Origin of the sequence: Rhodococcus sp. YH3-3 (genome assembly GCF_001653035.1) — a bacterium.
GTDB lineage: Bacteria > Actinomycetota > Actinomycetes > Mycobacteriales > Mycobacteriaceae > Rhodococcus_F > Rhodococcus_F qingshengii.
On the sequence record NZ_BCWH01000003.1, the window covers coordinates 981,526 to 996,304 of the forward strand.

A 14,779-nucleotide genomic window follows, 5' to 3' on the forward strand; every position below is an offset into this window, starting at 1 on the left:
GGCGTCGACGAGTGCCTTGGCCTTGGCGCCCACGTCACCGTTCACACCGACCGCCGCAGCGACCCGGAGTGCGCCGCGCGCGTCGACTGCGGGGTCGTAGATGCCGGCACGGATCGCGCCGGTGCGGGTGAGGACGCCGGCAAGAGTCCCGTCTTCGTTGACGATGACCGCCAGCGGATCGTGCTTGGTTTCGAGCAGTTCGAAGACCTCACGCGGTGTGGCGGTGACCGGGGCCGTGACGAAGTCGGTGATCGCGACGGTACGTAGGCGAGTGAACCGATCGACATCCGCGCAGGCAGCCTCCGTGACGACACCGAGAGGCTTACCGTCCTCGACCACCACGACCGCGCCGTGAGCACGCTTGGGAAGCAGCGCCAGCGCATCGGAGACGGCGTCGTCCGGACTAAGCGTGACCGGCGTATCGGCGACGAGGTGGCGGCTCTTGACGAACGCCACGGTCTCGGCGACAGCTTCGGTGGGGACGTCCTGCGGAATGATGACCAGTCCGCCGCGGCGGGCGACAGTCTCCGCCATGCGGCGGCCGGCGACTGCGGTCATATTGGCGACCACGACGGGAATGGTCGTTCCGGATCCGTCGGAAGAATTGAGATCGACGTCGAACCGAGAGGTGACCTCGGTCCGGTTAGGGACGAGGAAGACGTCGTCGTAGGTCAGGTCGTATGGGGGGCGTTGCCCTTCGAGGAACTGCACGTTTCACGAGCCTACCGTCGATTCCGCCGTAGCGCCCTCGGTATCGCGCGCTTGTGAGCGGGAAAGGGCGATCGTGGTCATGATCATGACGGCGACGGCGCACCCGATGAGAGCAATTCCGGGACCGTCGACGCGGAGGCGTTCGTCGAGCACTGTCATCCCCAGGAAGATGGCCGCGATCGGCTCGCCGATCGTCAGGGCGGGTAGCGACGCCGACAGCGGCCCGACCTGGAACGCGCGCTGTTGCAGGTAGACCCCGATTGCGCCCGAGGCGATCAGCGCCCACGTCTGCCATGCCGAAATCACCCCGACGACGCCGTGGCCGAGTAGGTCGGTGACGTACTTGGTGAATGCGACGGCGACGCCGTAGAAGATGCCTGCCGCAGAGCCGAGAAGCAGTGCGCGCCAGCCGCCGTCGAGTTTGGACAAGCCGCCGACAGTTGCGGCCACGGCCACTGCGACCGTAATCGTCAGGGGCACAGCCCAATCCGACCATGGAGCATTGCTGTCTCCCTCGGTGGGATCGCCGACGACGAGGAAGATCGCCAAGGAAATCGCGAGCATGATCGCCAGTGACCACGCGGAACGGGTGATGCGGATTCCCGAGAATTTGGCCGAGAGAGGCAGCGCGAACAGCAACGAGGTCACGATCAGCGGCTGCACCACCAACACCGAACCCAACGACAGTGCAACGGCCTGCATGACGTACCCGCCGCCGTCACCGATCAGCCCGGCCCACCACCGAGGACTGCGAATCAACGACGCCACCAACGCCTCGCCCTCGGGAACCGCGGACGCCGCCCGTTGCTGAGCGACCGAAGCGCACGCGAAGAGCAGTGCAGCGAGAAGTGCGCAGAGAACCGAGATCAGTGGAAGATCACCCATTCCCTCAGTGTGCGCGCTTGCCCGCCCGATTTCCGGCAGACGGCTTTCCTGCGCCGGGTGCGCCGCGACGCGGGGTCAAGCCCTTGGACGCCAGACGCTCCGAACGGGTCGGGACCGGAGTGCCGTCCGCACGGATCTTCTTCACACTCTTCGGATCGGTGACGCGCCGCGAGGAGGCGGCGCGCTTGTCGCCGTCCTTCTTCATCCGGCCTCCGGCAGCGGTCCGGCCTGCAGTGTCGTGTTCCTGACGGCCACGCTTGGCGGTGTGCTTGACGGCAACCGTCGTATCGGGAGCCTCGACCGGAATTCCCGTCGGCTCCATCGCACCGGTGATGCGCGTGAGTTCAAGATCGTCAGGACGAACCCGCACACCGTGAACCTTGATGCCTGCCTGCTTGGTCAACTTCTCGACCGAATCACGTTCTTCGTCGGTGACGATGGTGACGACGACGCCCGATTCGCCGGCGCGTGCCGTCCGGCCGGCCCGGTGCAGGTAGTCCTTCGCCTCGGCCGGGGGATCGACGTGAACGACGAGCGTCACGTCGTCGACATGGATTCCGCGCGCGGCGACATCGGTGGCGACCAGGACCGGTGTTGTCCCGTCGGAGAACGACGCGAGGGTCTTGGTCCGATTGTTCTGCGTCTTGCCGCCGTGCAGAGCCCCGGCCGAGACGCCGATCAAATGCAGTTGCTGCGCAAGACGATCCACACCGTGCTTGGTCTTGACGAACATGATGGTCCGCCCCGCACGCGAAGCGATATGTGCGACAACGGATCTCTTGTCGTCGCGGTCGACGAAGAGCAGATGATGTTCCATGGTCGAGACGGTCGCAACCGGGGGAGCAGTCGAGTGCGACGCCGGATTGCGCAGGTAACCCGCGACCAGATCGTCGACCTTGCCGTCGAGTGTCGCTGAGAAGAGAAGACGCTGACCGTCTTTCGGAGTCGTGTCGAGAATCTTCGCAACCTCGTCGATGAAGCCCATGTCCGCCATGTGGTCGGCTTCGTCGATGGTCGTGATCACGACGTCGTCGAGAATCACCGACTTCTGCTCGAGTAGGTCGAGCAAGCGCCCGGGGGTCGCGATCAGCAGATCGACGCCGCGGGCAAGGATGTCGGCCTGACGCTTGATCGGAACGCCCCCGACCGCATTTGCCACACGCAAACCGATCTCGGTAGCGGCGTCGTCGAGTGCCTTGTGGATCTGGATCGCCAGCTCACGGGTGGGAGCGAGCACCAAACCGCGCGGACGATTCCGCTTGCTCGCCCCACCCTTGAGGCGCACCAGCATCGGAAGCCCGAAGGCCAGAGTCTTTCCGGAACCCGTCGCACCGCGCCCGAGTACATCCCGACCGGCAAGAACATCGGGGATGGTTGCCGACTGAATGGGGAAGGGGGCATCGATGCCGCTTCGGCGCAACGCGTGCACCATCACGGCGGGGATTCCGAGGTCGACGAACGAACGCCCTTCGGTCGAGGTGGGCGAGTCGATCGTCGATTCCTGCATTTGTCCAGGCTACCGGGTATCGGTAGACGCAGATGACCGCATCTACCGATACCCGCTGTGAATCAGGCCTCGATTTCGCTGCGGTCACCGCTCCACAGTGTGTGGAACTTGCCCGGCTTGTCGATGCGCTCGTAGGTGTGCGCGCCGAAGAAGTCGCGCTGACCCTGAGTCAGGGCGGCCGGCAGACGCTCCGCGCGGAGACCGTCGTAGTACGACAGCGAGGACGCGAACGCAGGTACCGGAATGCCGAGCATCGTCGCGGTGGCGACCACGCGGCGCCAGCTGTCGATGCCTGCCTCGATGGCCTCGCGGAAGTACGGCGCCAGAATCAAGCTCGGCAGGCTCGGATCGGCGTCGAACGCGTCCTTGATGCGGTTGAGGAACTGCGCACGGATGATGCAGCCACCGCGCCAGATCGTCGCCAGGTCGGCAGGCTTGAGGTTCCAGTCGTACTCGGCGCTGCCGGCAGCGATCTGATCGAAGCCCTGCGCGTACGCCACGATCTTCGACGCGTACAGCGCGGCCTGGATGTCGGCGGCGAACTGCTCGGCGTCAGCAGGCTTGTCGCCGAGAGAGCCGGCAGCCAGACCCTGCGCCTGAGCTGCGGCGCGCTGATTGCGGCTACCGGACAGTGCGCGAGCGAATACGGCCTCGGCGATACCGGTGACCGGCACGCCCAGATCCAGAGCGGACTTGACCGTCCAGCGGCCCGTGCCCTTCTGCTCGGCAGCGTCGACGATGACGTCGACCAAAGGCTTGCCCGTCTCGGCGTCGACCTGGCGGAGCACCTCGGCGGTGATCTCGATCAGGTAGGACTCGAGGGTGCCCTTGTTCCACTCGGTGAAGACGTCGGCAACCTGACCGGCGTCGTAGCCCAGAGCGTCGCGGAAGAGGTTGTACGCCTCGCCGATGAGCTGCATGTCGGCGTACTCGATGCCGTTGTGCACCATCTTGACGAAGTGACCGCTGCCGTCGGGGCCGATGTGCGTGCAGCACGGGGTGCCGTCGACGTGAGCGGAGATGGACTCGAGAAGCGGGCCGAGAGCCTCGTAGGACTCCTTCGGGCCGCCCGGCATGATCGACGGACCGTTGAGTGCGCCTTCTTCGCCACCGGAGATACCGGCGCCGACGAAGTGCAGTCCGCGGGCGCGGATCGCCGCTTCACGACGGATCGTGTCGGTGTAGAGCGAGTTGCCACCGTCGATGATGATGTCGCCGGGCTCCATGGCGTTTGCGAGCTCTTCGATGACAGCATCGGTCGGGGCGCCGGCCTTGACCATGATCAGGACGCGTCGCGGCTTCTGAAGTGCGGCAACAAACTCCTCGACGGTCTCGGTGCGCACGAAATCGCCCTCGGAACCATGCTCGGCGATCAGGGCATCGGTCTTCGCGATGCTGCGGTTGTGCAGGGCAACGGTGTGACCGTGGCGGGCGAAATTGCGGGCAATATTCGAACCCATGACGGCCAGGCCGGTGACGCCGATCTGAGCTCGGGGTGATTCGGTGCTAGTGGTTGACATGCTTACAGCTTTCCCTCTCGGTCCGCGGCTGTGAAATCCTGCGCTGTGCGCAGCCGAAAACGGTGCGGCCGCGACGCGCGTGAACATCAGACCGTGCATACAAAACACGGATGCAGATCACTTTAATTGCAGTGACCTGCATCCGTCTCGATACAGCTTCCGGCACAGCCGGAAGGTTCTCAGTGTTCAGTTGTCGAGCCGCAGCTCAGCGCAGGTATTACCGCTGATCGCGCTTCGGGCCGTCGAATCCGTCATAGCTACGACGGTCGGTGCGGCTGCGGAAGCCGCCACCGCTGGTCGAGGCTGCACGGTTGTCGCCGCCTTCGCGGTTTCCCTGGTATCCACCGGAGGAGCGGTTGCCCTGGTAGCCGGTCGAGGGGCGGCTGTCGCGATCGCCGTACGAGCGGTTGTTGTCGCGGTTGCCCTGGTATCCACCACCGGACGAACGGTTGCCCTGGTATCCGCCGCGGCTCTCGCCGTCACGGCTTCCCTGGTATCCGCCCGACGAGCGGTTGCCCTGGTAACCCGTCGACGGGCGGCTGTCGCGGTCTCCGTAGGACGGACGGCTGTCACGGTTGCCCTGGTAACCACCGCTGGAGCGATCACCCTGGTATCCACCACCGGACGAACGGTTGCCCTGGTATCCGCCGCGGCTCTCGCCGTCGCGGTTGCCCTGGTAGCCACCCGAAGAGCGGTTTCCTTGGTATCCGGTCGAGGGGCGGCTGTCGCGGTTGCCCTGGTAACCACCACTGGAGCGATCACCCTGGTATCCGCCGCGGCTCTCGCCGTCGCGGTTGCCCTGGTAGCCACCCGAAGAGCGGTTGCCCTGGTATCCACCGGACGAGCGGTTGCCCTGGTATCCGCCGCGGCTTCCACCACGATCACCGAAGGAACGCTCGCCACGAGAAGAGCTCTCGCGCAACGGTTCTCCGGTCGGCTTCTTGGCGCCGGTGATGCGAGCAAGTTCAGCAGAACCCGGGGTGACGGCAACGGCTGCGGCATTGACGCCGGCCATACCGGTCAGACGCTTGAACTGACGCTTCTGGTTCGGCAGCACGATGGCGACAACGGTGCCCTTCTCGCCGGCGCGAGCGGTACGACCAGCACGGTGCAGGTAGTCCTTGTGGTCGGCCGGGGGATCGACGTGAACGACGAGGTCGATGCCGTCGACGTGGATGCCGCGTGCTGCGACGTCCGTTGCGACGAGGACCGGGGTGCGGCCGTTCTTGAAACGCTCGAGGACGCGGGTGCGCTGGTTCTGTGCCTTGCCGCCGTGAAGCGACTCGGCAGCGATGCCGACTGCGCGGAGGCGGTCGGTGATTCCCTCGCAACCGAGCTTGGTGCGGGCGAACATGATGGTGCGTCCGTCGCGGGCACCGATCTCGGCGAGAACGGAATCCTTCTGTCCACGATCGACGAGGAGAACGTAGTGCTCCATCGTGTCGACGCTTGCGCGGCCGTCTTCGGTGGAGTGGGTGACGTGGTTGGCCAGGAACTGACGAACCAGCGACTGGACCTCACGGTCGAGGGTTGCCGAGAACAGCAGACGCTGTCCGTCTGCGGGGGTCTCACCGAGGATCGAGCGAACCTCGGGCAGGAAGCCCATGTCTGCCATCTGATCGGCTTCGTCGAGTGCGGTGATTTCCACCGAGTCGAGGATGCAGGTGCCCTGACGCAGGTGGTCGCCGAGACGACCCGGCGTTGCGACGAGGACGTCTACGCCGCGTCGGAGCTGATCGACCTGCTTGGCGAACGGCGTTCCACCGACAGCGGGACGAACCGTGAGTCCGAGTGCGCCGGCGTAGGAGTTGAGGGAGTCGACCACCTGGAAAGCAAGCTCACGGGTGGGGACGAGCACGAGTGCGCGGGGACGCTTGGCGGCCGGGCGATCTTCGTGGCGTGAGAGGCGGGTCAGCATCGGCAGGCCGAAGGCGAGGGTCTTGCCCGATCCGGTCTGTGCGCGGCCGAGAACGTTGGTTCCGGCGAGCGCGTCCGGGATGGACTGCGCCTGGATGGGGGACGGGACGGTGATGGAGTTGCGCGCCAATGCGGCAACAAGCTGCTCGGGCAGGCCGATCTCGGCGAAGGTGATACCCGGCTCGGTGGCGACTGCTTCTTCGGCAGCGGGGGTGTTGACGGTGGGGTCTTCGATGTTCTCGGAAGACGACATTTGGACAGCGTTGGTCACGCGGAAACCTCTCCGGACTACGGGCACGTCGCGGAGCGGAAGAAGCCATGCTGAAATACACGACACAGTTCGCAAAGGGACGAGCCAGGGCACATGTCACCTGGCAATCCGAACGCATACTGCGGGGAATTGGGCTGTGTGCCGTTATATGTTGACGGACCACGATGGTGGCCGTGATCCACTCTACGCCACCGGGGACACCGAAGTCAGGTAGCCCCGCCTGTGACCTGCACTACTACACGGGGTTACGCAGGTCAAGACTCAGTATGCGTTGAAAAGCAGTCGAAGTTCGGTGAGCCAGGGCACAGCCACCGCAACCGTGGGAACAACGAGAATCGCGACCGCCCCGAGATACGCAAAAACTGCGATGCGGGGATCTGCGTCGTCGGCCGAGAGGCGTTGCACTCGGATGAGCGTCGACGGCCCGCCCGCTGCCATTGCCCCGCGGGGTGCCGTCGATCCGGCACACGCGACAAGCGCCCGCGCGAGGGGAGTGGGACCGGTAGCCCGCACGGCTGAATCGTCGGCGAGCAACTCCACCAGTAGCTGCACCGATCCCAGGGCCGACTTGCTACGAACGAAACGGGGGAACGCGTGGTTGACGGCAGTGAAAGCCTCGAGGACCAGATCGTGACGAGCTCGCAGGTGGGAACGCTCGTGCGTCAGGATGGCTTTGACCTCGGCATGATCGAGGTTCTGCAGAGTGCCTTGACTGAGAACCACGCGTTGACGCAGACCTGGCAGGCAGTATGCGATCGGTTCGTCGACGTCCAGTACCCGCAGATCGGGTGTGCGTTCCACCGACGCGGGCATGGCGCAGTCGTCGAGAAGGTCCACCAACACGCGGTGACGTGCACGGCGACGTCGGGTTCTCACAGCGACCTGGATGATCGAGAAGATCAGCTTCGCGCCGATCAGAAGCGTCAGGGCAAAAACAACCACGTACAGAATCCACAGCGGGAGCCCGAGTGCATCGATTTCGGCGGTCGGGGCCGTCGTCGGCCTACCGTCAGTGCCGGGAACGAGCAGCTGGCTGGCAATGGCCAGGCCCGAGCTGAATGCCGACAGCACCGCAGCAATTGCGACGGCTTGCCACAGAACCAACGCCGCGCGTGGAGCGCGGTAAGGCCACGTGGAGCGGCTCAGGAGTGCGGGAACCGGACCGGCCAGCAACAAGGCAAGCAGTCCGAAAACCAGTGCAGTAGTGGCGTTCATGTCCTACACATCATGCACGACGAAATCAGTTCGGCCTAGAAATTCCGGGCTGCGCAGCCTTTTTCGCGGACTCGCGCACCTCGAGGGCAGCGAGCGCCTCGCGGAGAGCATCGGCTTCGTCAGCATTGACCTGTCCCACGAAGTGGACGAGCGCCGCAGCGCGACCGCCGGACTCCGGAGCCTGGGCCAGCGCGTCGACCATCAGACTCGCGACCAGTTCTTCGCGCTTATTGACGGGAAGATAGCGATGTGCGCGATCGTCACGCTGCTGAATCACCAGATGCTTCTTCGCCAGGCGCTGCAGAACGGTCATTACCGTCGTGTACGCCAATTCGCGATGCGTCGCGAGTGCTTCATGCACCTGTCGCACAGTTTGCGGTTCCGATGTGGACCACAAATGATCCATCACCGCGCGTTCGAGTTCACCTAGACCTGCCATTCTTCGATTCTACGGACTTCCACGACGAAATACGTACTACTGGTAGTAGTAACCACTTCGGTGGGGGTGTGGTATTGGCCATAGTGATCTGCGTGACGGTTACGGTGGTGTGAGACGACGAAAGTCCCGACAATGACGATGCCCGATAATTGCAAGCCAACAGTCGATCCGCAGAAAGTAGCCGCACGTAGATGACGATCGACAGTTCGCCGGGCACCGAAGAATCGACATCACGGGCGCGGGTAGTCACGCAGAAAGCTGCCGGCATCATCCGTTTCGGCATTCGCGACGCACCGTTGACGGTCGTTCTACTTCTCACCATGTGGATCGTGGGTGCCGCAACCGGCAGCCTCGTTCACGGACCGTCCCGCGATCTCGAGCACACGATCGGTGCCGGAATGGGCTCGATCCAGCACGGCCGCATCTGGACTCCGCTCACGTCCGTGCTGTGGGCAGGAAACCTGCTCGGGTACCTCGGCGCGACCGTGCTCCTGATCGCAGTCGCCGCACCCCTCGAACGCCGAATGGGAACGATCAAGCTTGCGATCGCCGGCGCAAGCACTCAAATCTTGGGAGTCCTGCTCGGGCTCGGCTGGGCGTCGTTTGCGAAGGTGTTCGATTCCAGTTGGGGATTCCGCCTCCACGTGGGCTCCGCGGTCGGAGCCAGTGCATGGATCGTCGGCGCTGCGATGGCCGCCAGCTCGAACATGGGCACCCTGTGGCGCCGTCGCATTCGCGTCGGAACTTTGGCGTTGACGATCACTTTGGCCTTGTTCAGTGGTCAGCTGCAAGACGTCATCCGATTCTTTGCCGCTGTGGTGGGTTTGGTGATCGGTCAGTGGATCGTCGGACGATCGGCGCGCGGTGAGCGCATCGCCGGGACACAGCGAGAGGGTCGCGTCCTGGTCGCCATCGTCGTCGCGGCGAGTGCGATCGGCCCGATGATCGCCGCGCTGTCCCCGCAGGCGGTCGGCCCACTCGCGGTCCTCCGTGACCTCTTCCGCGGAGTTCCCTGGACTGTCGCCGAGGTTCGAGAACTGTGCGAGGAGTCGTCGTCGGATCCGGACTGCCGACGAGGACTCCTCGAGCTCAGACTCTCCGGTATCGGCCCGACTCTGCTCTCGCTGATGCCGTCGATCTTCGTTCTCGTGTTGAGTGACGGGCTCCGTCGTGGCCGCAGATTCGCCTGGATTGCGACAGTGTGTGCTCAGGTAGTCCTACTCGTCCTCTCGATCGGGAACTTCGTCATCAGGTTCGTCGACGCCGTCGACAGTGACAGCTTGTTCTACGGAATCAGCGATCCGAACGTGTACCGAACTCTGGTGCCGTTCCTGACACCGCTCTTCGTACTGATCCTGCTGATCGCGACACGTCGATACTTCGACGTCGCGGCCCCGGCCAAGACATACCGACGTCTCGGTGCTGCGATCGTGACCTTGCTCGCGGTCCTCGCCGTGATCTACGTCGGCGGCGGAATGCTCGCCAGGCACGGGTTCGATCGCGAGCCCACTGTAACGATGTTGCTCGCGGACTTCCCTCAGCGCCTTGTACCGCCCGTGTACCTGCAGTTGATCGATCCGCGTCTGCTTCCCGTGGACATCGAGTCGACGTTGCTCTTCGAGTGGACCGGCGTCGTGTTCTGGGGCGTCGCCGCCGTGTTGGTGTTCGTGAGTTTCCTCAAGCCGGTCAAGACCGCCGATCCCAAAGCCGCCGAACGAGCGCGATCCATGTTGATCGCCGGTACCGGCAGCCCGTTGTCCTGGATGACGACGTGGAAGGGAAACACATACTGGTTCAGCGCGGACGGTTCGAGTTACGTCGCGTATCGCGTCATCGCCGGTGTTGCTCTCACAACCGGTGATCCGGTCGGTCCTCCAGATCGCATGCGCACGGCGATCGAGGAGTTTGCCGAGTTCGCTTCGTCGAACGGTTGGATTCCCTGCTTCTATTCAGTGACCGACGACGCCCGAAGCATCACTGATTCCATGGGCTGGAGTGGCCTGCAGGTCGCCGAGGAAACCGTGCTCGACCTCGGACAGGTCGCGTTCACAGGAAAGCGGTTCCAGGATGTGCGAACAGCACTGAACCGGGCGAAGAAGTCCGGGATCACGGCCGAGTGGATTTCCTTCCCTCATGCACCTCTCGCGATCAAGGATCAGATAGTTGCGATCTCGGAGGAATGGGTGGCGGACAAGGGGATGCCCGAGATGGGATTCACCCTCGGCGGACTCGACGAGGTCGACGACGAACAAGTGCGGTGCCTGATCGCCGTCGACGAGGATCGCACCGTGCACGGTGTCACGTCGTGGCTACCGGTGTACCGCGACGGCAAAGTCGTCGGGTGGACACTCGACTTCATGAGGCGACGCTCCGAAGGATTCCGTCCCGCGATGGAGTTCCTCATCGCCTCCGCTGCACTGAAATTGGAGGAGGAGGGCGTCGAGTTCCTCAGTCTGTCCGGTGCACCGTTGGCAACAATCGCCGGTGACTCCGAGAGGAATGCGAACGAACCGGAGGCCACGACTTTCTCGGCGATGATGGACAGCGTGCTCGACCTACTCGGTCGCACCCTGGAACCGGTGTACGGATTTCGTTCGCTGTTGGCCTTCAAATCGAAGTTCCAGCCTCGGTACGTGCCGATGCACATGACTTTCGCCGATCCAGCCGCGTTGCCGAGCATCGGGAACGCGGTCGGACGGGCGTACCTGCCGACCGTGACGATCGGTCAGGGATTCAAACTTGTTCGGACGATTCTGGGTCGCTGATTCGCGATCGTCACGCAGGCTTTGCCGGCCCGCCGACGGCGCCGAACACGTGCCGGGTGCCGATCGGAACGATCAGCGGCCGATCCGAGACGGGATCGTCGATGACCGCAGCTTCGAGACCGAACACCTCGAGCAGAAGTTCCGCGGAAATGATGTCCTTGGGGACACCAGAAGCGACGACGGCGCCGTCGCGCATCACGATCAGATGATCGCTGTATCTGACCGCGAGATTGAGGTCGTGCAGCACCATCACCACGGTGCGCCCCATTTCCTCGTGGAGTTGATCCACCAGGTCGAGGACTTCCATCGAGTGCGCGAGGTCCAGATAGGTAGTCGGTTCGTCGAGAAGCAGAATGTCGGTTCCCTGGGCGAGAGCCATCGAGATCCAGGCTCGCTGGCGCTGACCGCCGGACAATTGATCGACGGGTCGATCGGCGAGATCCGAGACACCGGTCAGCTCCAGCGCTTCGGCGACCTCGCCCTCGTCGTCCGCGGACCACTGCCTGATCCACGACTGGTGCGGGTGGCGCCCACGTGAGACCAGATCGGCGACGGTGAGTCCTTCGGGCGCAACTGGAGTCTGGGGGAGCATTCCGAGCACCCGTGCGACTTCCTTGGTCTTCATCGAACTGATCGCCTTGCCGTCCAGGACAACCGATCCGCCCTTGGGCTTGAGCAGACGACCGAGCGCACGCAGGAGCGTCGACTTGCCGCAACCGTTGGGGCCGATGACCGTCGTGATCACGCCGGTAGGGATCTCGAGATCGAGTCCGTCGACGATGATGCGGTCCCCGTACCCGAGCGTCAGGTTCTTGGCGACGAGACGCGAAGGAGTATCGGTGGACTGGGCGATGGTGGTCATGCTGTGACCTTCCGATTGTTACGAACCAACAGGTAGAGCAGGAACGGACCACCCAGTGCGGAAGTCACGATTCCGACGGGGAGTTCCACAGGCAGAATTGTTCGAGCGATGACGTCGCTGCCGACCACCAGTACAGCACCGGTCAGCGCGGACGCCACGATGGGCGGGCCGGCAGAGCGCACCAGACGCATGGCGACCTGTGGCGCAGCCAGGGCGACAAAGCCGACCGGACCTGCTGCGGCGGTTGCGATGGCGGCCAGCGCCACGGCGGAAAGCAACAGCTTGGCCTGGGAGGATTGCAAGCGAACACCGAGTGAGGTTGCGTTGTCGTCGCCCAACCGCAGTGCTCCCATGGTGAACGATGCGATCACCGCGTAGCCGCCGACTACTGCGACGGCGATGGCGACCGGCCACATCTGATTCCAGGTGGCACCGTTGAGTGAACCGTTGAGCCACACCTGTGCGCGAGAAGCATCGTTGATGTCCGCCGAGATGAGAAGCCATCCCGTCGCTGCCACGAGCATGGCGTTGATGCCGATGCCGATCAGGATGAGGCGGAATCCCTCGACGCCTTTTCGCCATGCCAGGGCGTAGATCACCACAGCTGTCAGCAGACCGCCACACAGTGCAGCCAACGGAATCCCCAGTGTGGCAAGCAGTCCCACGAACGACCCGCCACCGCCGAGCACGATGAGAGCAACCGCGGCTGCGCTCGATCCGGCCGTGATTCCGAGGATGTCGGGGCTGGCGAGGGCGTTGCGAGCGATCGTCTGGGTGACCGCACCGGCAATGCCGAGTGCCATACCGATGAAGAGTGCGGTGAGCGATCGAGGAAGTCGGAGGTCGAAGACGATCAGGTTCTGTGTCTTGCTTCCATTACCGAGCAGGACGGAAATGACATCGGGGATCGAGATCGGATAGTCGCCGCGTCCGATGTTGATGCAGAGCAGAAGGAAGAGTGCGACCGCGAGCGCAATGCACACCGACACCGCGAGTGGACGGTAGACCAGTGAGAATCCACCGATACGAATCGACTTACGTGAGGGGACGGTCCGGGGGAGTACCCGGAGTTCTTGCTTGAGCGTCACAGACTTGCCAACTTCCTGCGGCGTACGAGAGCGATGAAGAACGGGGCGCCGAAGAGGGCCAGGATGATTCCGACCTGCAACTCGCCGGGGCGCACGACTACGCGACCGATGATGTCCGCGGTGATCAGCATGACCGCACCGAGTAAGCCCGCGTACGGGACCAGCCAGCGGTAGTCGGGTCCGGTGATGGCCCGAGCCACGTGGGGGACCACCAATCCGATGAACGCGATAGGTCCACACGCTGCGGTCGCGGCGCCGGTCAGCAGGGTGATCGCGATGATGCCGAGGGTGCGACTGAACGCGATGTTCGTTCCCAACGCTTTTGCGACGTCTTCACCCAGGCTGAGGACATTGAGACCAGGCGTACTCGCCAGGGCGATGACCAAACCGAGTATCAGGAAGGGGAGGACCTGCCAGAGAACGTCGAACCCGCGACCGGACACCGACCCGACTACCCAGAAACGATAGGCGTCCAGGCTCGTCTGGTCGAGGATTATCACGGCGTTGGTCATGGCTTGCAGGAAGAACGCGACGGCCGCGCCCGCCAGAGCCAGACTCAGAGGACTTGCGCCGCCGTTTCCGATGGAGGACAAGCCGAAGACGACGATGCTGGCGACGAACGATCCTGCAAACGCGAACCAGAGGTACTGACTCGGGGCGGTGAAACCGAAGAGATAGATCGCCATGACTACGAAGAAAGCCGCGCCGGCGTTGAGGCCGAGTAATCCGGCATCTGCCAACGGGTTACGGGTGTGTCCCTGAATCAGGGCGCCGGCGATACCGAGTGCGATGCCGACGACAAGACCCAGGATGGTCCGCGGAGCGCGCAACGTTCGCACGATGATGTCCGTCTGGGTGCCGTCCGAACTGAAGATGGCGTGGAAGATCTCGGCAAACGTCAGCGGACGTGCGCCCACCGCGATGCTCGCGAGCATGACGAGCGCGAGAAGAACCGTGAGCACCGCGAGACCGATCAGCCGGCGTCGACGAGTTGCCCCGACGCTGTTGTCGCGCGCGAGTTCCTCGAACCCTTCTTCGCGCGCCGTGCTTTCACGGACCACCTCGATACCGGTTCGATCGAACGGCCTGCGCAGAGCTCGGCGAACACCGATGGGCTGCTTTGTCTTCGCGTCACGCGTGACCAGACCTACCCATCCCTTTCCCGAGGTCCGGCCTGTGGCACCTTCGCGGAATCCCAGGTTCCACACGAGGAGACCAACGGCAATGGCTATTGCCGTCCCACCGAATACTGCGCGGTCGGCTTCGCCGCCACCGTTCTCGTCTCGGAGCGACTGAACGACGTACCAGCCGACGAGCAACGGAAGCAGGAACACCCCCGCGTCGAAAATCCCAGCTAGAACACGCATTCGGACAGGAGCCGGGCCGCGCGGCACTATGCGCCGTCCGTACGTCTCGCTGGGTCCTCGGGGATGTCCGTTCCCGAGCGGTTTGATCATCGTCACTGGCGGTTCGAGCTCCTGGTCTTTGTGCGCAGGGAATTCGCATCTTAGGTTACGGAACCCTATGTGGGTGTGCTCCCTGCGGGGCAAGTTCCTGTGAATATGCGGTGCCCAGCGTCACAGTTCTTTACTCTTGAAT

The 14,779-nt window shown here is 63.8% G+C and carries 11 protein-coding genes; 1 reads left to right on the forward strand and 10 read right to left on the reverse strand.

Annotation, left to right across the window (positions count from 1 at the left end; translation table 11 throughout):
• From YH3_RS29850 to YH3_RS29880, 7 genes are all read right to left on the reverse strand, one after another.
• A partial coding sequence (locus YH3_RS29850) for an IMP dehydrogenase (protein WP_154100382.1) occupies window positions 1-711 on the reverse strand: 711 nt, incomplete at its 3' end.
• Between the two features lie 3 nt (window positions 712-714).
• The gene (locus YH3_RS29855; protein WP_003944968.1) at window positions 715-1,596 is read right to left on the reverse strand and encodes a DMT family transporter; all 882 of its coding nucleotides are present in this window, start codon (window positions 1,594-1,596) and stop codon (window positions 715-717) included.
• A 4-nt stretch (window positions 1,597-1,600) separates the two neighbouring features.
• Window positions 1,601-3,103 carry a DEAD/DEAH box helicase gene (locus tag YH3_RS29860; RefSeq protein WP_003944962.1) on the reverse strand — a complete coding sequence of 501 codons (1,503 nt, stop codon included), beginning with the start codon at window positions 3,101-3,103 and terminating at the stop codon, window positions 1,601-1,603.
• 62 nt (window positions 3,104-3,165) lie between these two features.
• Entirely contained in the window at window positions 3,166-4,623 is a 1,458-nt protein-coding gene (gene gndA, locus YH3_RS29865) for an NADP-dependent phosphogluconate dehydrogenase (RefSeq protein WP_007730904.1), read from the reverse strand.
• 217 nt (window positions 4,624-4,840) lie between these two features.
• Complete coding sequence (locus tag YH3_RS29870) at window positions 4,841-6,811, reverse strand: DEAD/DEAH box helicase (protein WP_007730907.1); 1,971 nt, start codon at window positions 6,809-6,811, stop codon at window positions 4,841-4,843.
• A 261-nt stretch (window positions 6,812-7,072) separates the two neighbouring features.
• Window positions 7,073-8,026 carry a M56 family metallopeptidase gene (locus tag YH3_RS29875; protein WP_007730909.1) on the reverse strand — a complete coding sequence of 318 codons (954 nt, stop codon included), beginning with the start codon at window positions 8,024-8,026 and terminating at the stop codon, window positions 7,073-7,075.
• Window positions 8,027-8,051: 25 nt separating this feature from the next.
• Entirely contained in the window at window positions 8,052-8,465 is a 414-nt protein-coding gene (locus tag YH3_RS29880) for a BlaI/MecI/CopY family transcriptional regulator (protein ID WP_003944876.1), read from the reverse strand.
• A 191-nt stretch (window positions 8,466-8,656) separates the two neighbouring features.
• Here YH3_RS29880 and YH3_RS29885 point away from each other — a divergent pair, with 191 nt between their 5' ends.
• The gene (locus YH3_RS29885; RefSeq protein ID WP_042450926.1) at window positions 8,657-11,230 is read left to right on the forward strand and encodes a bifunctional lysylphosphatidylglycerol flippase/synthetase MprF; all 2,574 of its coding nucleotides are present in this window, start codon (window positions 8,657-8,659) and stop codon (window positions 11,228-11,230) included.
• A 10-nt stretch (window positions 11,231-11,240) separates the two neighbouring features.
• On the opposite strand, the gene YH3_RS29890 is transcribed toward YH3_RS29885, so the two are convergent.
• From YH3_RS29890 to YH3_RS29900, 3 genes are read right to left on the reverse strand one after another with little or no spacing between them, the layout of a single operon-like run.
• Window positions 11,241-12,092: an ABC transporter ATP-binding protein gene (locus tag YH3_RS29890; protein ID WP_003945031.1), complete on the reverse strand. Its 852-nt coding sequence runs from the start codon at window positions 12,090-12,092 to the stop codon at window positions 11,241-11,243.
• Window positions 12,089-13,180: an iron chelate uptake ABC transporter family permease subunit gene (locus tag YH3_RS29895; RefSeq protein ID WP_003944960.1), complete on the reverse strand. Its 1,092-nt coding sequence runs from the start codon at window positions 13,178-13,180 to the stop codon at window positions 12,089-12,091. Before YH3_RS29895 ends, YH3_RS29890 begins: the two co-directional genes overlap by 4 nt.
• Window positions 13,177-14,637 (reverse strand): iron ABC transporter permease, encoded by a 1,461-nt coding sequence (locus YH3_RS29900; protein ID WP_073512408.1) that lies wholly within the window; start codon window positions 14,635-14,637, stop codon window positions 13,177-13,179. Before YH3_RS29900 ends, YH3_RS29895 begins: the two co-directional genes overlap by 4 nt.
• Between the last annotated feature and the right edge of the window lie 142 nt (window positions 14,638-14,779).